20 protein-coding genes are annotated in these 19,969 nt (G+C 63.6%); 15 read left to right on the top strand and 5 right to left on the bottom strand.

The genetic code is table 11. The annotated features are described in order from the left end of the window. Positions 1-10: 10 nt before the first annotated feature. The gene (locus NCT05_RS31530; protein WP_250482023.1) at positions 11-997 is read right to left on the bottom strand and encodes a sulfonate ABC transporter substrate-binding protein; all 987 of its coding nucleotides are present in this window, start codon (positions 995-997) and stop codon (positions 11-13) included. 266 nt (positions 998-1,263) lie between these two features. On the opposite strand from NCT05_RS31530, the gene NCT05_RS31525 reads away from it, so the two are divergent. The 5 genes from NCT05_RS31525 (at position 1,264) to epsC (ending at position 4,924) form a co-directional block, all read left to right on the top strand. Then, positions 1,264-2,085 carry an ABC transporter substrate-binding protein gene (locus tag NCT05_RS31525; RefSeq protein WP_250456958.1) on the top strand — a complete coding sequence of 274 codons (822 nt, stop codon included), beginning with the start codon at positions 1,264-1,266 and terminating at the stop codon, positions 2,083-2,085. A 12-nt stretch (positions 2,086-2,097) separates the two neighbouring features. Continuing rightward, on the top strand, positions 2,098-2,829 hold the full coding sequence (locus NCT05_RS31520; RefSeq protein ID WP_008346762.1) for an amino acid ABC transporter permease: 732 nt from the start codon (positions 2,098-2,100) through the stop codon (positions 2,827-2,829). Further along, entirely contained in the window at positions 2,826-3,557 is a 732-nt protein-coding gene (locus tag NCT05_RS31515; RefSeq protein WP_008346760.1) for an amino acid ABC transporter permease, read from the top strand. The genes NCT05_RS31520 and NCT05_RS31515 overlap by 4 nt, the downstream gene beginning before the upstream one ends. A gap of 53 nt (positions 3,558-3,610) precedes the next feature. Further along, positions 3,611-3,913, top strand: coding sequence for a hypothetical protein (locus NCT05_RS31510; RefSeq protein ID WP_250497450.1), 303 nt, complete (start codon positions 3,611-3,613; stop codon positions 3,911-3,913). A gap of 75 nt (positions 3,914-3,988) precedes the next feature. Next, positions 3,989-4,924 carry a serine O-acetyltransferase EpsC gene (gene epsC / locus NCT05_RS31505; RefSeq protein ID WP_008346756.1) on the top strand — a complete coding sequence of 312 codons (936 nt, stop codon included), beginning with the start codon at positions 3,989-3,991 and terminating at the stop codon, positions 4,922-4,924. Positions 4,925-5,007: 83 nt separating this feature from the next. Here epsC and NCT05_RS31500 read toward each other — a convergent pair whose 3' ends face one another. Together NCT05_RS31500 and NCT05_RS31495 are read right to left on the bottom strand one after the other, a co-directional pair. Then, on the bottom strand, positions 5,008-6,210 hold the full coding sequence (locus NCT05_RS31500) for an acyl-CoA dehydrogenase family protein (RefSeq protein WP_250503990.1): 1,203 nt from the start codon (positions 6,208-6,210) through the stop codon (positions 5,008-5,010). A 34-nt stretch (positions 6,211-6,244) separates the two neighbouring features. Continuing rightward, positions 6,245-6,820, bottom strand: coding sequence for a peroxidase-related enzyme (locus NCT05_RS31495; protein ID WP_250437294.1), 576 nt, complete (start codon positions 6,818-6,820; stop codon positions 6,245-6,247). Between the two features lie 209 nt (positions 6,821-7,029). On the opposite strand from NCT05_RS31495, the gene NCT05_RS31490 reads away from it, so the two are divergent. Then, positions 7,030-7,671, top strand: a complete 642-nt coding sequence (locus NCT05_RS31490; RefSeq protein WP_175981605.1) for a peroxidase-related enzyme — start codon at positions 7,030-7,032, stop codon at positions 7,669-7,671. A 69-nt stretch (positions 7,672-7,740) separates the two neighbouring features. On the opposite strand, the gene NCT05_RS31485 is transcribed toward NCT05_RS31490, so the two are convergent. Then, positions 7,741-8,568: a MetQ/NlpA family lipoprotein gene (locus NCT05_RS31485; RefSeq protein ID WP_250503989.1), complete on the bottom strand. Its 828-nt coding sequence runs from the start codon at positions 8,566-8,568 to the stop codon at positions 7,741-7,743. 183 nt (positions 8,569-8,751) lie between these two features. Between NCT05_RS31485 and NCT05_RS31480 the strand changes: the two genes are divergently transcribed. Beyond that, positions 8,752-10,083 (top strand): LLM class flavin-dependent oxidoreductase, encoded by a 1,332-nt coding sequence (locus NCT05_RS31480; protein WP_250503988.1) that lies wholly within the window; start codon positions 8,752-8,754, stop codon positions 10,081-10,083. A 97-nt stretch (positions 10,084-10,180) separates the two neighbouring features. Here the strand turns inward: NCT05_RS31480 and NCT05_RS31475 are convergent, their stop codons facing one another. Further along, complete coding sequence (locus NCT05_RS31475) at positions 10,181-10,819, bottom strand: NADPH-dependent FMN reductase (protein ID WP_033535800.1); 639 nt, start codon at positions 10,817-10,819, stop codon at positions 10,181-10,183. Positions 10,820-11,067: 248 nt separating this feature from the next. Between NCT05_RS31475 and NCT05_RS31470 the strand changes: the two genes are divergently transcribed. From NCT05_RS31470 to NCT05_RS31435, 8 genes are all read left to right on the top strand, one after another. After that, positions 11,068-11,655 (top strand): nitroreductase family protein, encoded by a 588-nt coding sequence (locus NCT05_RS31470; protein ID WP_250503987.1) that lies wholly within the window; start codon positions 11,068-11,070, stop codon positions 11,653-11,655. A gap of 136 nt (positions 11,656-11,791) precedes the next feature. Then, positions 11,792-12,583 (top strand): EAL domain-containing protein, encoded by a 792-nt coding sequence (locus tag NCT05_RS31465; RefSeq protein WP_250441472.1) that lies wholly within the window; start codon positions 11,792-11,794, stop codon positions 12,581-12,583. Positions 12,584-12,698: 115 nt separating this feature from the next. Beyond that, positions 12,699-14,198, top strand: coding sequence for an ATPase domain-containing protein (locus NCT05_RS31460; protein WP_008346739.1), 1,500 nt, complete (start codon positions 12,699-12,701; stop codon positions 14,196-14,198). After that, complete coding sequence (locus NCT05_RS31455; protein ID WP_250503986.1) at positions 14,195-15,865, top strand: ATP-binding protein; 1,671 nt, start codon at positions 14,195-14,197, stop codon at positions 15,863-15,865. The genes NCT05_RS31460 and NCT05_RS31455 overlap by 4 nt, the downstream gene beginning before the upstream one ends. Before the next feature lie 170 nt (positions 15,866-16,035). Then, positions 16,036-17,475, top strand: a complete 1,440-nt coding sequence (locus NCT05_RS31450) for an ATPase domain-containing protein (RefSeq protein WP_008346736.1) — start codon at positions 16,036-16,038, stop codon at positions 17,473-17,475. A 13-nt stretch (positions 17,476-17,488) separates the two neighbouring features. Beyond that, positions 17,489-17,875, top strand: coding sequence for a response regulator (locus tag NCT05_RS31445; protein ID WP_008346734.1), 387 nt, complete (start codon positions 17,489-17,491; stop codon positions 17,873-17,875). 81 nt (positions 17,876-17,956) lie between these two features. Beyond that, positions 17,957-18,337 (top strand): response regulator, encoded by a 381-nt coding sequence (locus tag NCT05_RS31440; protein ID WP_008346733.1) that lies wholly within the window; start codon positions 17,957-17,959, stop codon positions 18,335-18,337. Positions 18,338-18,374: 37 nt separating this feature from the next. Further along, positions 18,375-19,952, top strand: coding sequence for a sensor histidine kinase (locus tag NCT05_RS31435; RefSeq protein WP_250503985.1), 1,578 nt, complete (start codon positions 18,375-18,377; stop codon positions 19,950-19,952). Positions 19,953-19,969: the final 17 nt, after the last annotated feature.

The following is a 19,969-nucleotide window of genomic DNA, read 5'->3' as shown; positions in this document are numbered from 1 at the left end:
TCGACGGCCGTCAAGCAAGACCGGGCGGCGCGGCCCTCAGCACGTCGACATGTTTCGGCACCAGCCCGAGCTCGACGAAGGTGTCGGCGATCTGCTGCTGCTCCGCGATGATCGCCCGCGTGATGGCTTCCGTACCGAAGACCTGCCGGCTCACCGCGAGATCGACGACAGGTTTGGGCAGGCCCCAAAGCCGCGCGAGTTCGCTCGCGAGTTCGTCCGGATGCTGCTTGCCCCATTGATCGACGGCCTTGATCTCCTCGATGACGATCCGGATCACGTCGGCATTCTTCGCCACATAGCCTTGCGACGAAAAATAGTAGGCGCGGTTGCCCACGACGCCGCTCGCGTCCGCCACGACGCGCGCATTCAGCGACTGCTGCGCGGCGGCGAAGTACGGGTCCCAGATGACCCACGCATCGATCGAGCCGCGCTCGAAGGCGGCGCGCGCGTCGGCGGGCGCGAGATAGGCGAGTTCGACGTCGCGATACTGAAGGCCATGTTGGCGCAGCAGCTTCACGAGGAAGTAATGGACATTGCTGCCCTTGTTCAACGCGATGTGCTTGCCTTTCAAATCCGCCACCGTTTTGACGGACGATTGCGCCGGCACCAGCACGGCTTCGGAATGCGGCCGCGTCGGCGTGGCGGCGACGTAGGCGAGCGGCGCGCCGGCCGCCTGCGCGAAGATCGGCGGCGCTTCGCCCACGTCGCCGAAATCGATCGAGCCGACATTGAGCGCTTCGAGCTGCACCGGACCCGCGGAGAACTCCGTCCAGCTCACGGATACGTTGAGCGGAGCCAGACGCTTCTCCAGCGTTGCACGTCCCTTGAGCAGGTTCAGATAGCCTTTCTGATTGCCGATGCGCAACACGCGCGGCTGCGCTTGCGCGGCTTGCTGGGCGAACGATGCCGGCGTGACCGCGAGCGCGGCGGCGCCCGTCGCGGCCCGCGCGGTCAGGGAGAGAAAAGCGCGGCGATCGGTGGTTTTTGTTTTCGACATGGCGGAAGCTCTGGTTGGCGAAAGCTTCCGATGCTAAGACGAGCGCCCATTCGGACCAACGTAGCGATGCACATATCGCTATGGCAACGGAAGTCATAAGCATGTGCACGCGACGGCAATGCGGGCGTCGCGCCAAATCTCCACGCCTGCTTTCTTCGTGACAAAAACTTCGTTCCGTCGAAGCGGCGGCACCGATAGAGTGCCAGCCTCGCCATCGTGCCGCCGCCCGGCGACGCACACCGGCGCAACGAACAAGGAACTCGCCAATGAAAATCAGGACCTGGGGCGCGGTGCTCGCTGCACTGCTGGCAGTGGCTTCGAATGCCGCGCATGCGGACAGGCTCGACGACATCAAGAAAGCCGGCGTGCTGCGCGTCGCGGCGTTCGACAGCAATCCGCCGTTCGGCTTCGTCGATCCGAAGGACAATCAGATCGTCGGTCTCGATGTCGACTATGCGCGCGCGGTGGCGAAGAGCCTGGGCGTCAAGCTGGAAGTGCAGCCGACCAATCCGGCCAACCGCATCGCGTTTCTGAAGTCGGGCAAGGTCGATCTCGTCTTCGCCAACTTCACGATCACCGACGAGCGCAAAAAGGAAGTCGATTTCAGCACGCCGTACTTCGCATCGGGCACGCAGTTCATCGCGAAGAAGGGCGTGCTGAAATCGCCCGATCAGATCAACAGCCTGCGCATCGGCGCGGACAAGGGAACGACGAACGAACAGCAGGTGCGGGCGAAATTCCCGAACGCGACCATCGTCGCCTATGACGACACGCCGTTCGCTTTCGCCGCGCTGCGCACGGGCAACGTGCAGGCGATCACGCAGGACGGACCGAAGCTGGTTGCGTTGCTCGCGCGCGTGCCGGACAAGGCCAGCTACGAAATTCCGGCCTTCACGATCTCCAACGATTACGAAGGCGTCGGCGTGCCGAAGGGCGAGACGCGCCTGCTCGACGCCGTGAACGGCACGCTCACCAAACTCGAAACGGACGGCGAAGCGACGCGCATCTACGACAAGTGGTTCGGCCCGAAGAGCGCCGCGCCGCTGCCGCGCCTCTTCAAGATCGGCGATCCGCAGAAGAACGGTTGATCGCCGTCGATCATGCATAGCTGGCTCGATCCGAAATATCTCGCGTGGCTGGAGCAGGGATTCGCCGTCACGCTGATGTTGTCCGCCTGCGCGGCGATCTGCGCGACGCTGCTCGGCTTCGCGCTGGCCGTCGCGCGCACGTCGGGCAATGCGGCGCTCGCACGCGTCGCGGCATCGTATGTCTTCGTCTTTCGCAATTCGCCGCTGCTCGTCCAGTTGCTGTTCTGGTATTTCGGGGCGGCCGCGTTGCTGCCGTCCGAATGGATGACGTGGCTCAACACGCCGCATGCCGCGACGTTCGGGCCGTTCGTTTTGCGTTGGCCGAGTTTCGAGCTGTTCGCGGGCTGGATCGGATTGACCTGCTACACGACGGCGTTCATCGGCGAGGAGTTTCGTGCGGGTATGCGTGGCGTGAGTGCGGCGCAAGAGCAGGCGGCGGCCGCGCTCGGCATGAGCCGCTATGCCGCGCTGCGCTACGTGATCCTGCCGCAGGCGCTGCGCATCGCGACGCCGCCGCTCGCCGGGCAATACATGAACGTGGTGAAGAACTCGTCGCTGACGATGGCGGTAGGCGTCGCGGAGCTTTCGTACATGTCGCGTCAGGTCGATACCGAGTCCTTCAGGACATTTCAGGCATTCGGCACGGCCACGGTGTTCTATGTGCTGACCATCGCGGTCATCGAAGCGGCGCTGGTCGTGTGGCAGCGCACCGGCGTGCGCGCGTTGCGGCGAGTCCACGCATGAACGAGGTCGACTGGTTCGCGTCGCTGCGCTATCTCCTGCTGGGCGCGTTTCCTTCCGGACCGCTCGGCGGCGTTGCGCTGACGCTCGCGCTTTCCATTTCCTCCGCGATTCTTGCGGCGATCATCGGGCTCGCGGGCGGCATCGCGCTTTCGATGACACGCGGCGTCGCGCAGATCCTGCTGACCGCGCTCGTTGCGTTCTTTCGCGCGATTCCCGTGCTGATGCTGATTTTCTGGACCTTCTTTCTGATGCCGATTCTGCTGCACGTCAATGTGCCGGGCCTCGCGACCGTCGTATGCGCGCTCGCGCTGATCGGCGGCGCGTATCTGTCGCATTCGGTCCATGCGGGCATCGTGTCGATCGGCAACGGGCAGTGGCAGGCGGCGATGTCGCTCGGACTCACGCGCTGGCAGGCGCTGCGCGAAGTCGTGCTGCCGCAGGCCGTGCGCGTGATGATGCCGTCGTTCGTCAATCAATGGGTCTCGCTCATCAAGGATACGTCGCTTGCCTATATCGTCGGCGTGCCGGAATTCACGTTCCTCGCCAATCAGCTCAACAACCGGTTGATGGTCTATCCGGCGCAGATCTTCCTGTTCGTCGGCTTCGTCTATCTGATGCTATGCGGTGCGCTGCAAGCGCTCGCGCACGCACTGCTCTCGCGCCGCTCCGCAGAGCGCAGCCGGGTCCGCACGATGCCTGCAATGCAACGCAGAAAAGCTCGTTTGTGAAACGCGTCGCGCGGGCCTAGATTGATGTCATCGTCATTCGAAGGTAGCGAGTCATGGCGCATATCCTGACGTCTTGCTGGCACATGCTGTCCAACCGTTTCGAACGGTCGCGCGAGCGCCGCTTTCTGCGTGAAGCCAGACGCGCGATGAATGCGTGCGGGTGCGAACCGCCGCGCACTTCTACGCGCGGCGACGGAGAGGCGAGCCGCGCGGAGCGGCTCGAACACATCGCGTTATTCGCGCAGGCGGGCTACTTCAACATGGGCAATGCGGTCGACATGTTTCAGCCGCCGGTCGAACCGCCGCTGTTTCGCTGCGATGCAGGCGGCGCGTCGACCGCTCGCTCCCATCGATGAGCGCGCGCGACGAATTTACCGCTCGCGCATCGCGCGCCCACGCGAGCTGACCCATTACATAGAAAGGACTGCACTGTGGCTGTATTCGACATCGACGACATCGTCCAATCGCTTCAGACAGTCCGCCAGCAGTGGCGCGAAGCCCAGAAGCGCTCGCTCGAACCGGGCGGGCGCGAGCTTCCCGCACGCGAGGCGCTTGGCGACATCATCGGCGCACTGAAAGGCGCGCTCTTTCCGATGCGGCTCGGACCGCCCGACCTGCGACAGGAAAGCGAAAACTTCTACGTCGGCCACGCGCTCGACTTCGCGCTGCAAGGGCTGCTCGTGCAGGCGAAGCTCGAACTGCAATACAAGGCGCGTCATCTGCCGCGCGACGATCACGCCGTCGAAACGCGCGCGAGCGATGCGATACGCGCGTTCGCGAAAACCCTGCCGCGCATTCGCAGTCTGCTCGACAGCGACATCCTCGCAGCCTATCAGGGCGACCCGGCGGCGGGCAGCGTCGATGAAGTGCTGCTCTGCTATCCCGGCATTCTCGTGATGATTCACCATCGCGTCGCGCACGAGCTCTACCGGCTCGGGTTGCCGCTGCTCGCGCGCATCGTCGCGGAACTCGCGCATGGGGAAACGGGCATCGACATTCATCCGGGCGCGCGCATCGGCTCGGGCTTTTTCATCGATCACGGCACGGGCGTGGTGATCGGCGAGACGGCGGTCATCGGCAATCGCGTGCGCGTCTATCAGGCGGTGACGCTCGGAGCGAAACGCTTTCCGCGCGACGCGGAAGGTCATCTGGAGAAGGGCCTCGCGCGTCATCCGATCGTCGAGGACGATGTCGTCATCTATGCAGGCGCGACGATCCTCGGACGCGTGACGCTCGGACGCGGCGCGGTGATCGGCGGCAACGTATGGCTCACGCACGACGTCGCCCCCGGTGCTTCGGTGACGCAGGCGCTTTCGCAAAGCGGTGAGGAAGGCGCGCGTGCGTCTGCAGTGGAGGTTGCGCGGTAAGCACTATGATTCGCGAAGCGCAAGCCTGAATGCAGAAGTTCAAGCGCGCAACGCATGGAAAAGTCAACCATGCGCCGCGACGCTCACGCCTGACCGAGCACCCCGAGCCAAGCCTGACCGATGACTTCATGCGCCGCATCCGCGTTCGGCGGATGAAACGCGCCCGCGCGCACATCGCGATACAGCCGTTCCAGCTCGCTATGACGCGACAGCGAAGCCGCGCCTGCGATCTTCAGCGCGAGGTTCACCACGCGCAACGCGCCATCGACGGCATGCTGTTTCGCCGCAAGCAAGTGCGCGATCCACGGTTCGCTTTCGCCGTAACCCGTCCACCAGCGCTCGGCCGCGCGCTCGACGAGCGCCTCGATGCTCGCAAGCTCGATGGCCGCCTGCGCGACCGCCTGCTGCGTCAGCGGCTTGTACGCATAAGTCTTGCCGCCGATGGCCGGCGATGCACGCCGCTTCGCCGATTCCACCGCGATGTCGAACGCGCGCTTCGCGATGCCGTAATAGACCGCGCCGAGACCGGGCAGCACCGCGCCGAGAATGCCATCGACGAAAGGATCGTCGGGAATGCCCGCGGGCAGCACGCGGATCACCTTGTCGCGCGGCGCGATGGCGCCTTCGAGCCAGGTATCGTCGCTGCGCGTCGCGCGCAGGCCGAGCGCATCCCAGGTCTGCACCGTGCGATGTCCCGCCGCGTCACGCCGGATGAATGCATGCACGATCTTCGGCGCCTGCGGATCGGAGTCGTCGATGCCATGCACGCCGAGCCAGTCCCATGCGGGCGCGAGCGAGGTGAAGATCTTGCGGCCGTCGAAGCGATAGCCGCCGTCCGGCAACGGCGTCGCCTTCACCGACGACCACGCGAGACCGAGATCGTTGCCCGGCTCGCCATGGCCTGCCGCGAACACCTTGCCCGCGCCCGCTTCCTCGAGAATCCATTGCGCGGACTCGTCGCCGCGCCGATACAGATGCAGCGCCGCGCCGACCCAGTACAGATGCATGTTCAGCGCAAGCGCCGTCGATGGCGCGCGGGCCGCGAGCCGCACCTGCTCGCGCAGCAGTTGCGGCAGCGTGAGGCCGAGTCCGCCGAATTCGATCGGCACCGTGGCGCGCAGGAAACCGGCTTCGTGAAGATCGCGCAGGTCGTCGGAGAAGAAGCGATTCTCGCGGTCATAACCGGCGGCGCGCTGGCCGATCGCATCGAGCAGCGCGTCGGACAGCAGATGCGAGGCATCACCCGGCGCGGGCGACGCGATGACGGGTTCGAGTACGGCGCTCATCGAAACTCTCCTGTGTGCGGATGCGGGATCGGCATTACGCGAGCGCCGAGAAATACTTCTCGTCGGGCACGACGCCGGCCGCGATGAAGATGCGGTTCGTATGGTTGAACCACGACGCGGTTTCGATCGCTTCGAGGATATCGGCGTCGTCGAGGCCGAGCGCGCGCAGGCGGTCGAAGTCCTTACGGGTAATCGCGCGCGGCGATGTCGTGATGGTCTCGGCGATTTCGGCGAGCGCCAGTTGCCGCGCGGACAGATCCGCGAGGTGATAGTCGAGCGCAATGCGCCGGGCCTGCACGCGGTCGCCGAGCGCCTCGCCGAGCGCATGCGCGTGATGGATTGCGCACAGCCCGCAGCCGTTCGTGCGCGACACGATCACCGCGATCAGCTCGCGCTCGTCGAGCGGCAGTCGTCCGCCCGTCGCGCTGAAAAGTTTCTCGAAGTACTGCGTGAAGCGGCGCGCGGTATCGGCATTCAGGGACAGCGCCCGAATCCAGTTGTCGCCGCCGTGCTGCTCGACCAGTTGCCGGAGATCGTCGCTCAGCGCATCGTGCGTCGGAACATCAAGCCGTCCGATGACGTGCGTCTCAGTGCTCAGAACTTCTGCCATGTCACATGCCTCGCCTGGAAGGAGTGAAGAGAAGCTGCGGCTCATTATGCGCAGCGATCTTTCGTGCGATCCAATATCGATTTGCGATTTGCAATTCGGCGAGCGCGATGTGTCCAAACACCGATTAGCTTATGAAAAATCAGTCACACCGCTCGTCGGCGAGTGCGTTAATTTGGATGCCCGAACATAGCGCCAGGAGACTCCATACGATGTCCACTCTTGCACCTTCAGATCCGTTCGCCGATCAGCTGAATTCGGATGCCGATGCAATACGCGAACCGGTTTCCCGTTTCGGCTTGCCCGACGAGGCCCGCTTGCCGCCGCACGTCGCGGCGATCCACGCGAAGTTTCGCCGTCAGTATGGCTTCGTGCCCAACTGGCTTGCGGCGCTTTCCGTCAACCCCGATACCGCGTACCGGCTCGTCACGTTCTACGAGCATCTATTCGATCCGCACCGCAGCCATCTCACGGCAGCCGAGCGCGAGTTGATCGCGGTGGTCACGTCGGCCGTGAACGAATGCAGCTATTGCGTTTTCAATCACACGCAGGCGCTGGCGGCCGTCTCGGGCGATACCGTGCGTGCGCAGCGCATCGCGCAGGGCTTTCGCCATGTGCGGCTGTCCGTGAAGGAGGCGGCGCTCGCGGAGATCGCGGAGCGCCTCACGCGCGAGCCGGGCAGCATTCGCGATGAGCATCTGCAATGGCTGCGCTCGATCGGCTTCACGCAGCAGGCGGTGACCGAAGTGCTGGAGATATCGGCGTTCTTCAACTATGCGAACCGGCTGACCATCGCGTTGAATGTGGTGCCGGACGAACAGTTCTTTGCGGGCCGCGATCCGGCGACACTATGAAGCCGGGGCCTGTTTCCTTCCGAAAACAGGCCCCGCGTCCCGATGATCGGCGATGCTTCGCCGTCGCGTTCAATGCTGCGGCGCGTCTTCCCACGCCGGCAACGTCGCCCCGTGATACACGGAAAGAATCGACGACGCGACATTCGCCTGCTGATAGCTCTCGACCAGTGCCTTGACCCACGGCGCCTGCGCATCTTTCGCGTTCACCGCGATGAAGTTGCGATACGGATTGTTCGTCACCTTTTCCTGCGCGATGCGCTCCTGCGGAATCTGGATGCCCGCCTTGATCGCCCAATCGGTATTGACGACCGCGGCGTCGACATCGCCGATCGCGCGGCCGACGATACCCGCGTCCAGTTCCTTGATCTGCACATGCTTCGGGTTGCTCGCAATGTCACGAGCGGTCGGCAGCAGGCCGACCTTCTCGCGCAGCTTGATGACGCCGTTCGCCTGCAGGAGCAGCAGGGCGCGGCCTTCGTTGCTCGGGTCGTTCGGCACGCCGATCGACGCGTTCTGCGGCAGCGCGTCCACCGACTTCACCTTGCGCGAGTAGAGGCCGATCGGCTGCACATAGGTGAAGCCGACCGGCACGATGTCGTAATGGCGCGCCTGGATCTGCGCATCGAGATAAGGCTTGTGCTGGAACGAGTTGGCGTCGAGATCGTGCTGCGCGAGCGCCTCGTTGGGCTGCGTATAGTCGGAGAAGGTCGTGACCTTGACCGTGATGCCTCGCTTCGCGGCGTTGGCCGCGACGGTGCGCCAGACATCCTCGTCCTCGCCGGACATGATGCCGACCCGCACGGTCTGGTTCGCCGCGAACGACGGCTGCGCGCTCACGACGGCGCACGCGAGCAGGACCGGGAACAGGACAGTCTTGAATGAATGCTTGATCTTCACGAATGGACAGGCAGGCTGGTTGAAAGAAGCCGATGCTAGAGGCGCGGCGCGTGCGCGGCAAATAATATCGGGCGCTATGGATATGTCCCGTCGCATGATTTGCAAATGGTCAGCGCGATCGAGCGTGTTTGCGCGAGTTGGAGTAAGTTGACGCGGTTCGCCACTCCTTCATTCATCGACGCGATGCCACAGTCCCGACAACTCCATCTCGGCGCATTCATGCGTCCGGTGAGCCTGCACACCGGCGCGTGGCGCTATCCCGGCGCGTATCCCGATGCGAACTTCAACTTTCGACATCTGAAGCGGTTCGTTCAGACGCTGGAGAAAGCATGCTTCGATGCGTTCTTCATGGCCGATCATCTTGCCGTGCTGAACATGCCGGTCAACGCGCTCAAGCGCAGCCACACGGCGACATCGTTCGAGCCGTTCACACTGCTGTCCGCACTCGCTTCGGTGACCGAGCGCATCGGCCTGATCGCTACTGCATCGACGACGTTCGACGATCCGTATCACATCGCGCGGCGGTTCGCATCGCTCGATCATCTGAGCGAAGGGCGCGCGGGCTGGAATCTCGTCACCACGTCGAACCCGGATGCCGCGCTGAATTTCGGCCGCGACGAACACATGGAGCACGACGAGCGCTATCGGCGCGCGCACGAGTTCTACGATGTCGTTACCGGTCTCTGGGATAGCTGGGCCGACGACGCCTTCGTGCAGGACACGCAAAGCGGCCTCTTCTTCGATCCCGCGAAGCTGCACGTGCTCGATCACAAGGGCGAATATCTGTCGGTGCGCGGGCCGCTGAACATCGCGCGGCCGGTGCAGGGCTGGCCGGTCGTGGTGCAGGCGGGATCGTCCGAAGCGGGCAGGCAGCTCGCCGCCGAAACCGCCGATGCCGTCTTCACCGCGCAGCCGAATCTCGCCGCGGGCAAGCGCTTTTATGCCGATGTCAAAGGCCGGATGGAGCGCGCAGGCCGCGCGCGCGAGCATCTGAAGATACTGCCGGGCGCGTTCGTCGTAGTGGGCGACTCGCGTGACGAAGCGCAGGAAAAGCGCGCATTGCTCGACACTTTCGTGCATGACGACAGCGGTTTCGCGTCGCTGTCGATCGCGCTCGGCCACGATGTCTCGTCGTTCGATCCGGACGGCCCGTTGCCCGAGATTCCCGAAACCAACGCGAGCAGAAGTGCGCGCGAACGCGTCATCGACATGGCGCGCGCGGAGGGGCTCACCGTGCGGCAACTGGCGCAGCGTGTCGGCGGCTATTCCGGCTTGCAGATGGTCGGCACCGCGACGGATATCGCCGACGAAATGGAACAGTGGCTCGTCGAGGAAGGCAGCGACGGCTTCAACGTGATGTTCCCGTATCTGCCCGCGGGCCTGGATGATTTCGTCGCCAAGGTGGTGCCGGAGTTGCAGCGGCGCGGCATTTTCCGTCGCGCTTACGAGGGTTCGACACTGCGTGAGCATCTCGGCTTGCCGAGGCCGGCCAACCGTTTCTTCGCGCGCGGCTGATGCGCTCGGCATCGCGCGGAACGTGCGTCGGGATACCAAGCATCGTCCATCGTCGAAGCGCACGGATCGACCGTATGCTTTCGACGTCTTGCCTGCCTCAGCGCTGTGCGAGCGCGACTTCGCGAGTCACTGCATGCCACGCATCCGGCCGGTGCGAAGCGAACGCGAGTGCGAAGTTCGACGCCTGCTGTCCGACGGTAAACAACTGCTCGACGACCTTCGGATCGGAACAATGGTCGGCGCTTTCGAAGCGCGTTTCCAGCGTGTTGACGGCGGCGCCGAAGGGCGTCGGCCAGCCGCGCAGCGCATGCACGATCGAGCGCAGCGAGGTCAGCACCGTGCCCGCCGCCTGCCAGCCATAAGCGGTGACGATGCTGCCGACCGCGCGGCCGTCGAGATAAGGGCGCTCGTCGTTGCGCAGTTCTTCGAGTGTGTCGAGCGCGTTCTTCACGAGCCCGGAGATACCGCCGTGATAACCGGGCGTCGCGATGACGAGCGCATCGGCGTCGCGCACGGCTTCGATCAGTTCGCGCTGGGCGTCGGTGAGATCGCGCGTTTCGGGCGCGTAGTGGGGCAGGCTGTGCAGAAATGCGCCGCCGAACAGGCGCACGCGAGCGCCGGATTCTTCCGCGCCTTTGAGCGCGAAGCCCAGCGCGCGTTCGGTGGACGAGGCAGGGCGCGTAGTGCCGCCGATGCCGACCACGAGCGGCCGGCGAATGGGTTCGATACGGGACAAGATAACAACTCCGGATAAGGCGGAACAGCGCGCAGCGACTATTCAGCGGGCGGCTAAGACTGACCATGATAGTCGCCCGGATCGCCAAGCGGAAAGCACGAATCGAGCTAAGGATATGCGTGTACATGCCCGCGGCGCGGGAAGGCGGCTTATCGTCGGCGCCGATTTAATCAGCACGGGAAGTCATATCGCGTTCGCGCCGCACCGCTTATGCTGGAAGCCCTTTTTTATTTCGATCGCCAGAATCCATGACGCACCGACCCGCACCGACCGATATCGACATTCATCCTTTGCTCGCCGGACGATGGAGTCCGCGCGCCTATGGCGAACAGCCCGTCGCGCACGCCGATGTGCTTGCGCTGCTCGAAGCGGCGCGCTGGGCGCCATCGGCGTATAACGTGCAGCCCTGGCGCTTTCTCGTGTTCGAGAAGACCCGGAACGCTGCCGCATTCGAGGACGCCTTCGCCACGCTGGTTCCGTTCAACCATACGTGGAACCGGAACGCGCAAGTGCTGATCGCGGTGCTCGCGGATACGCTCAACGCCAAGGGCGAGGTCAATCCGAACGCGAGCTACGATACCGGCGCCGCGGCGCTGGCGCTGCTGCTCGAGGCGCATGCGCGCGGCCTCGCCGCCCATTCGATGAGCGGCTTCGACGCGAAGGCCTTGCGGGACGCGTTCGGCATCGCGGAGCGCTACACGCCGCTCGCCGTGATCTCGGTTGCGCATCATGGCGATGTAGGCGTGCTGTCCGACGCGTTGGCCGAACGGGAGCAAGCGCCGCGCAAGCGGCTGCCGGTGGTCGACATCGCGCAGTTCGGCGGGTGGAAGAACTGAGTAAAGCGGGAGCGCGCCGCGACATGGCGCGCGACTGTGCAGCGCACGGTTTCTCGTCCGGGGTGTAAAGCCCATGTCGATTCGTGTCGATAAAGACTAGTCAAAACGTGCGCCGCGTGCGCGATCCGAAAAATTCATGAAAGATAAGCCAGCCATCCAGCTCGCGCACGGCGATGCGTCGCACAAGTGCACGGGTTGCCGCGTCCCCGATAGCGACGTCATCGATCTGGCCTTCGCGTTCCAGCCTATCGTCGATACGCGCAATGGCGTCGCGTATGCCCATGAGGCGCTGGTGCGCGGCCCGAACGGCGAATCGGCGGGATCGGTGCTCGCGCGGGTCGACGAAGCCAATCGCTACCATTTCGATCAACGCTGCCGCACCGTGGCGATCGAACAGGCCGCGTCGCTCGACATGAGCGGATTCCTGTCGATCAATTTCATGCCGAACGCGGTTTATCAGCCTGAAGCGTGTATCCGCAGCACGTTCGAGGCGGCCGAGAAATTCAAGTTCGCGACCGATCGCATCATCTTCGAGACCGTAGAGGGCGAGAGCGTCATCAGCCGCTCGCATCTGGTCGAGATATTTCGTGCGTACAGACGCTTCGGCTTTCAGACCGCCATCGACGATTTCGGCGCCGGCTACTCCGGGCTCACGCTGCTCGCCGAATTCCAGCCAGATTTCATCAAACTCGACATGGAACTGGTGCGCGGAATCGACACGGATTCGGTGCGGCAGAGCATCGTGCGGGGCGTGTTGTCCATGTGCGGCGATCTCGGCATCCGCGTGATCGCCGAAGGCATCGAAACCCGTGGCGAGCGGGACTTCTTCTTCGCGCAGGGCGTCACGCTGATGCAGGGATATTTCTTCGCGAAGCCCGCGTTTCGCTCTCTGCCCGCGCCGACCGAAGACTGGACAGTCCAGTCCTGAGCGCGCGAAATTGCCGTTTCAGCGTGCTTTTCGCAAAGCAAGCTGACTTGGCGACCAAAACTCTTCAAGGCCGAAAAATTGCTAGGAGGTAAAAAACACCACTCAAAGGTCGGTTATGCCAGAGATCGTTCCACTGCCGCTCACGAAGACAGGAATCCCCGAACTCGATGTCGTTCTGCGCGGCGGGCTGCCGACGCATCGGCTGCATCTCGTCGAAGGGGCGCCCGGCACTGGAAAGACCACCATCGGCATGCGCTTCCTCATTGCGGGCGTCGAGAAAGCTGCGAAGTGCCTGTATGTCACCTTTTCGGAGTCGGAGCAGGAGCTTCGAAGCGCGGCAGCCACGCATGGCTGGGACATGTCCGGTATCGATATCTTCGAACTGATACCGGACGAGGCCAACGCATCGCGTCAGCAAACGGTGCTCTTTCCGTCGGAGGTCGAGTTCGACAGGACCATCGAACGGATCATCCGCCGCGTGGAGGAGACAGGCGCCGAGAGGGTCGTCATCGACAGCGTGTCGGAGTTGCACATGCTCGCGCAAAACAAGCTCGCCTACCGGCGGCAGATGCTCGAACTCAAGCGCTTCATGCAGGGAAGGGAGGTCACCGCCATCCTTCTCGACGACCTTCTGAGCGGAGAGGACGGAGAACTTCATAGTTTTGTCCATGGCGTTATCACGCTCCAACTGATCGAGCGCGACTACGGCGCCGCGCGCAGGCGGCTGCGGGTCGCAAAAATGCGCGGCATGAACTTCCAGAGCGGATGGCATGACTACATGCTCGTGCCGGGAGAAGTGCTCGTGTTTCCGAGCCTGATCGCCGACGAACATGCGAGTCTTCCCGGCGGAGCGCCGCTCGAAAGCGGCTTCGCGGACCTCGATCGCATTCTCGGCCACGGACTCGATCGCGGGACGACCACGATGATGATCGGTCCATCGGGTGCGGGAAAATCGTCGATCGCCTTGAGCTATGCGCTGTCGAGCGCGAACAACGGCGAGTTTGCGTCCTACTTCTCGTTCGACGAGACCTACGAGACATTCCTGCGACGCGGCCACAGCCTGGGCCTGAGCGCGGACGAGGCCATGGCGAGCGAGCGATTCTCATGGCGGCGGATGAACCCGTCGCGTCTCTCGCCGGGCGAATTCGTGTGGGCCGTGCGCCGCGATGTCGAAGACCGCAACGCTCGCGTGGTCGTCATCGATAGCATCAATTCGTATCTGAGCACGATGCCGGAAGAGCGTTCGCTCGTGCTGCATCTGCATGAGTTGCTCACCTATCTGAATCGGCGCGGCGTCGTGACGATCATCGTGCTCGCTCAACAGGGCGTGGTCGGCGATGTCCAGAACCCGATCGACCTCAGTTTCCTCAGCGACACCGTGTTGCTTCTGCGCTTTTTCGAAGCCGCGGGCCGTTTGCGGCGCGCGCTTTCGGTCATCAAACAGCGAACGGGCCTGCACGACAACGCGATCCACGAATATCAGCTTTCGTCGATTGGCGTGGAAGTCGGGCCACCGCTCGAAACCTTGCGCGGCATTTTCACCGGCGTTCCGACCTACGAAGGTGCCCGCGAAGAATTGATCGGCGAGGGCGACCAACCGGCTGACGCGTCATGATGCGTGACGAAGCGCCGACGACGGTGCAGGTGCTCGCGCCGGTCGGACAGGATGCGCGGATCATCGTCGAGACGCTGCGCGCCGGCGGCATCGATGCGCTCGAAATCGGCACATTGGCCGATATCTGCAAACAGCTTCGGCAAAACGACGGCATGAGCATCGCGGGGCTGCTGTTGACCGAAGAGTCGCTTTCCGAGCTGGCGCCGTCGGGCGATTTTGCCGACTGCCTCGAAAAACAGCCGCCGTGGTCGGACATTCCTATCTGCATTCTGACCGTGCCGGGCGATCGTCCGAGCACGGTGCAACGCTGGCGTCTCTTCGAAGCGCTCGGCAATGTCACGTTGCTCGCACGCCCGTTGACCGCGGAAGTGCTTCAAAGCGTGGCGCGCGGTCTGATTCGCGCGCGCGCACGGCAGCTTCAGACGAAACGGCATCTCGACGAGCTCAAGGACGCCGCGCAGCTTCTGGAACGGCGGGTCGCCGAGCGCACCGAAGAGCTGATGACGGCCGAAGAAACGCTTCGGCAAGCACAAAAGATGGAGGCGATCGGTCAGCTCACGGGCGGCATCGCGCACGACTTCAACAACCTGCTGCAGGTCATCAACACCAACATGGAGTTGACCAAGCTGCGCATGCGCCAGGGCCGTTTCGCCGACATCGAACGCTTCGTCCAAAGCGCGCACGATGCGACGCAGCGAGCCGGCGCGCTGACGCATCGGCTGCTTGCCTTCGCACGCAGACAAACGCTCGACCCCAAGGCGATCTCGCCGAACCGCCTGATCGACGGCATGCTCGATCTGATAAGGCGCACCTTGGGACCGTCCGTCGAAGTGAATGCGCGGCTCGAAGAAACCCTGCACACGACGTTGAGCGACCCGGTGCAACTGGAGAACGCCGTGCTCAACCTGTGCATCAACGCACGCGACGCCATGCCCGCGGGCGGCACGCTGACGATCCGCACGAACAACGTCTCCTTCAAGGGACGCCTTGCGCGCCTGCACGGTTTGAGCGATGGCGATTACGTCGTGATCGCGGTCGCCGACACGGGATACGGCATGGGAGCGGAAATCATCGACAAGGCGTTCGATCCGTTCTTCACCACGAAGCCCTTGGGGCAGGGCACGGGCCTGGGCTTGTCCATGGTGTACGGATTTTCGCGTCAGTCGGGGGGCAAAGTGTCGATCGAGTCGCAGGTCGGCAAGGGCACGACGGTGAGCATCTATCTGCCGCGACTGACGGATTCGACACCGGAAGCGGAAGATTTGCCGGCGACGATCGTCCTGCCTGCTGTCGGGAAGCAGCGCACGGTGCTCGTCGTCGATGACGAAGCCGATATTCGCCTGGGCTGCACCGAAGTGCTGAAGGATGCGGGTTTCAATGTCATCGAAGCCAGCGACGGTCCGTCCGGGCTCGACATCCTCAATTCGAACGCGGAGATCGACATCCTGGTCAGCGACATCGGCATGCCGGGCATGAACGGGAAGGAGATGGTGGACCGGGCGCGGTTCAGGCGACCTGCCTTGCCGGTCCTTTTCATGACGGGATATGCGGAGAAATCGGTGTTCGGCAACGGCAGGGTCGAAGAGGGCGCGCACCTGCTGACGAAGCCGTTTGCGATCGAAGAACTCGTGCTGAAAATCAACGACATGATCGACGCAGAAGACTGACGCGCTCGACGTCGAGCCTGCGAGACGGGAACGCCGGAGCGTCGTCTTGCCCTGTCATTTCGAGTACACTGCCGACCTGAAGTGGCGGGATCGGAACCGACAGGTACGGAACGGCGGCGGCAAATGGGTAGCGATGCCCGGCTTGCCACCCAACATAATGGATCGACGCAATGGACAAACTCGCGCGGCTACGCAGCGAAGTTCCGGGACTTGACGATATCTGCGACGGCGGACTGATAGCGGGCTCGTCTTATATCGTGCAGGGACGGCCGGGAGCGGGAAAAACCATCCTCGCCAATCAGATTGCCTTTGCGCAAGCCCGTCAGGGACACAAGGTTCTCTACATCACGCTGCTCGCGGAATCGCACGACCGGCTGTTCCAGTCGCTATCGGCGCTGAGTTTCTACGATGCGAGCCGCCTCGGCAAGGATCTGACTTACCTCAGTCTTTTTCGCACGCTTCGCGAGAAGGGACTCGATGCGCTGGTCGCATTGCTGCGCTCCGAGCTCGCGCGCACGCAGGCCAGCATTCTCGTGCTCGACGGATTGCTCAATGCCCGCGAAAGCAGCGAAACCAATCTGGACATCAAGACCTTCGTCGCGGAATTGCAAGGTCATGCTGCGTTCACCGGTTGCACGGTTCTCTTCCTGACCAGTGCCCGGATCGACGAATCCAGTCCCGAACACACGATGGTCGATGGCGTGCTGCACCTCGAGGAGAACCTGTTCGGGTCGCGCACCGTACGGCACATTCGCGTTGCGAAATCGCGCGGCAGCCGTGCGCTGAGCGGCTTGCATCTCTATGAAATTTCGGAGCGCGGCATCGCCGTATTCCCTCGCCTCGAAGCCGCTCTCGCTCGACCGTCCACGCAAGAGACCGTCGGGTTGACGAAGGTCGCCACGGGTACGGGCGGGCTCGACGAACGGCTCGGCGGCGGTTTGCCTGCCGCCTCGATGTCCGTCGTGGTGGGGCCAGCCGGCAGCGGGAAGACGACCTTCGGAATCGGCTATCTCAACTGCGCGACCGTCGAGCGGCCTGCCGTGCATTTCGGTTTCTATGAAACGCCGGAGCGGCTGTACGCGAAAGCGAAGGCACTGGGTCTCGATCTGCAAACGCTCGTCGAAAAGAAGGCGCTGTGCATGTTGTGGCGCCCGCTCACCGAAAATCTTCTCGACAAGCTCGCCTACGAGCTGCTCGACGCGGTTCGCACGACGCGCGCAGAACGTCTGTTCATCGACGGCCTCGCCGGTTTCGAACGCGCGACCGTCGATCCGCATCGCATGGTCGAATTCTTCGCCGCGTTGAGCAACGAGCTGCGCGCGATCGGCGTGACGACGGTGTGCACCTGGGAAACGAAGGAGCTGTCGGGGCCGTGGCGCACCAATCCATCGCCGGAAATCCTGTCGCAGATCGACAATGTGATCGAGATGCGCCATCAGGCGGCGGGTGGTCCTTTGCGACGCAGCATCACGGTGCTCAAGGTGCGCGACAGCCTCTTCGATACATCGACCGCGGAAGTGCAGATTTCCGGACTCGGCGATGGGCTGCACGTCACGGGAACGATGTCCACGGCGCGAGGCGCAATGGGCGACGACGCGAGCGGACGATAGCCAGGCTGCGCGCATGGCTAATCTTGTCGTCGTGGACGATGAACCTCTCGTTACCGATTTCCTGAAGTTCCTGCTGCAGGACTTGGGGCACGTCGTGCATGCTGCTTCGAACGGCGCGGACGGGTTGCAGACGATTCAGCGCATCAGACCGTCGCTCGTGGTGACGGATTTCATGATGCCCGTCAGTTCAGGCGTGGACCTTGCGCGAGCGCTCAGCGGCGACGATGACTTCCGGCGGATTCCGATCGTCCTGTGCAGCGCCGCCCCGCACGCGATCGATCCGGCCGATCGGGCGTTGTTCGCGGCAATACTGCAAAAGCCTTATCCGCCGTATCGTCTGATCGAACTGGTGACATTGCATGTTGAAAGAGGCGGCGCCGGATTGCGCGGCCAGCCGTAGTGACGAACAAGCAGGATACTGAGGATTTGACTCAGTCCCGCGCCGGGATTCCAACCGTTTTTGTATGGCTGTGAGCGGTCCATGACGCGTGTCCTTCTCGTTGATGACGAACCTGATCTGCTCGAAGCGTGGAGCTTCGCGCTCGAATATTCCGGCTACGAGGTGGAGCGCGCGCGCGATGGACGAGAGGCCATTGCCGCGATGCAACGCTCGGTGCCCGACCTGCTCATCACAGACCTGATGATGCCCGGCATGGACGGAGAGGCATTGTGCCGGGCCGTTCGCGAGCGGCCGGAATGGGCGGCGATTCCCATCGTGCTGCATACGTCCGCCCATGTGGCTCGGCCAAGCGGCATCGTTCTCTGGAACGCCTTGCTCAGAAAACCGGCCTCGATGGACCAGTTCCTGAAGACCGTTGCCGAACTCACGCAGGGATTTGGACAAGGAGAGGATCGATCGTGACGAAGCGTCCTCTGGCAACATCACCACGGCTCTTCCGATGACCGACTCGACTTCCCGTTCGGCGGAAGCGAGCGCTGTCGGCACGGCCGACCGGGCGATCTTCGACCGCTTGATCGAGCCGTATCTCATGCTCGATCAGGGCCTGAGAGTCGTGTTCGCGAACCGGGCATGGCTTGCGATGTTCGGCGAGACCGAAGCGGCTTTGGGGCAATGCGAACATCTGATCCGCGCGCTCGTGGCGAATCTGCACCCGGGTCAGCGCCGCCTCTCGCCCGCTTTCAGCCTGGACACGCCGGATCGCGCCGCCGCCACGCACGAACAGCCGTCGCGGTACTGGCAGATCCACGTCTCGCATCTTCCCGCGACCGCCGATGAACCGCCGCTCATCCTGCTGCGCTTCGATGACGTCACGATGCACACGCTGGCGACGCGCACGGAACGGCGAGAGAAAGCGCGACTGCGCTCGCACGCGCGGCTCCGGCAGATTCTTGCGAGAGAAGCCGAGCAGCGCCTGCACGATCATCGCGTTCGGTTCGAACGGGCGTTGGCTTTCGCTGGCGTGGGCGCATGGGAGCTCGACGTCGGAACGGGCGCGGTGCATTGCAGCGAACAATGCGTCGAAGATCTCGGCTTGCCGGACATCGCCGGGCTGGATCGGCAAAAGCTGTTCATCGAGCAGCCCGATCCGGTTGCGGAGCACTGGCAGGCGCTGCAAGCCAAACGAAGCTTCGAGTGCGAACGATGCATCGATGGAGCGCGTGGCCGGCGCTGGGTCCTGATTCGCGGCACAGGGCAGTTCGCGGACGACGGCACCATGCAGTCGGTGATGGGCTTCACGCTCGACATCACGTCGCGCAAGGAACGTGAGCTCGAGCTGTCCGCGACGGCCGGCGAGGAACGTTCGGGGCGCGAGCGCAGCGAAGCGCTCGCCAAGACAATGGATCATTTCATCGCGGCCGTCAGTCACGAGTTGCGCTCGCCTTTGAACGCGATCGTCTCGTGGGCGGAACTGCTGCAGGTCGTCGCCGATCCTTCACACGTCGCGCGGGCGGGCGAAGCGATCCGCCGCAACGGCCGCCAGCTGTCGCATATGGTCGACGATCTGCTCGATAGCGGCGCGGTCGTTACCGGCAAGCTCTCGGTTCATCTGCAGCCGGTGGATATCGGTGCGCTCGCGCTCAACGTCGTCGAAGACATCCGCAAGACCGCGGAGCACAAGGGCCTGCGATTGCAGACGCCGCACGTCGAGCCGTGCATCGTCATGGCGGATGAAAGCCGCCTCGAGCAAGTCGTCTGGAATCTGCTCACGAACGCGGTGAAATTCACGGACGCGGGCAGCGTGTCCATTTCCGTGAGCACATCGGACGGGCAGGCGGTGCTGACCGTTCAGGACACGGGGCGCGGCATTGCACCCGATGCGCTGCCGGACGTCTTCGACCGCTTTCAGCAGATCGCGCCGCAGTCGAGCGGACGCGTCGGCGGCCTGGGGCTCGGACTGTGGCTCGTCAAGAACATCCTCAGCCTGCACGGCGGAACGGTCGATGTTGCGAGCGCCGGACGCGGGCAGGGCGCGACTTTCACCGTGCGTCTCCCGCTCGACTCGAACTTGCGTTGAGAGGCGCACGGCTCGTC

The organism is Caballeronia sp. AZ7_KS35 (assembly GCF_023631045.1).
Lineage (GTDB): Bacteria > Pseudomonadota > Gammaproteobacteria > Burkholderiales > Burkholderiaceae > Caballeronia > Caballeronia zhejiangensis.
The sequence above is the reverse complement of the archived record's forward strand: the minus strand, read 5'-3'. Positions and strand labels throughout refer to the sequence as shown.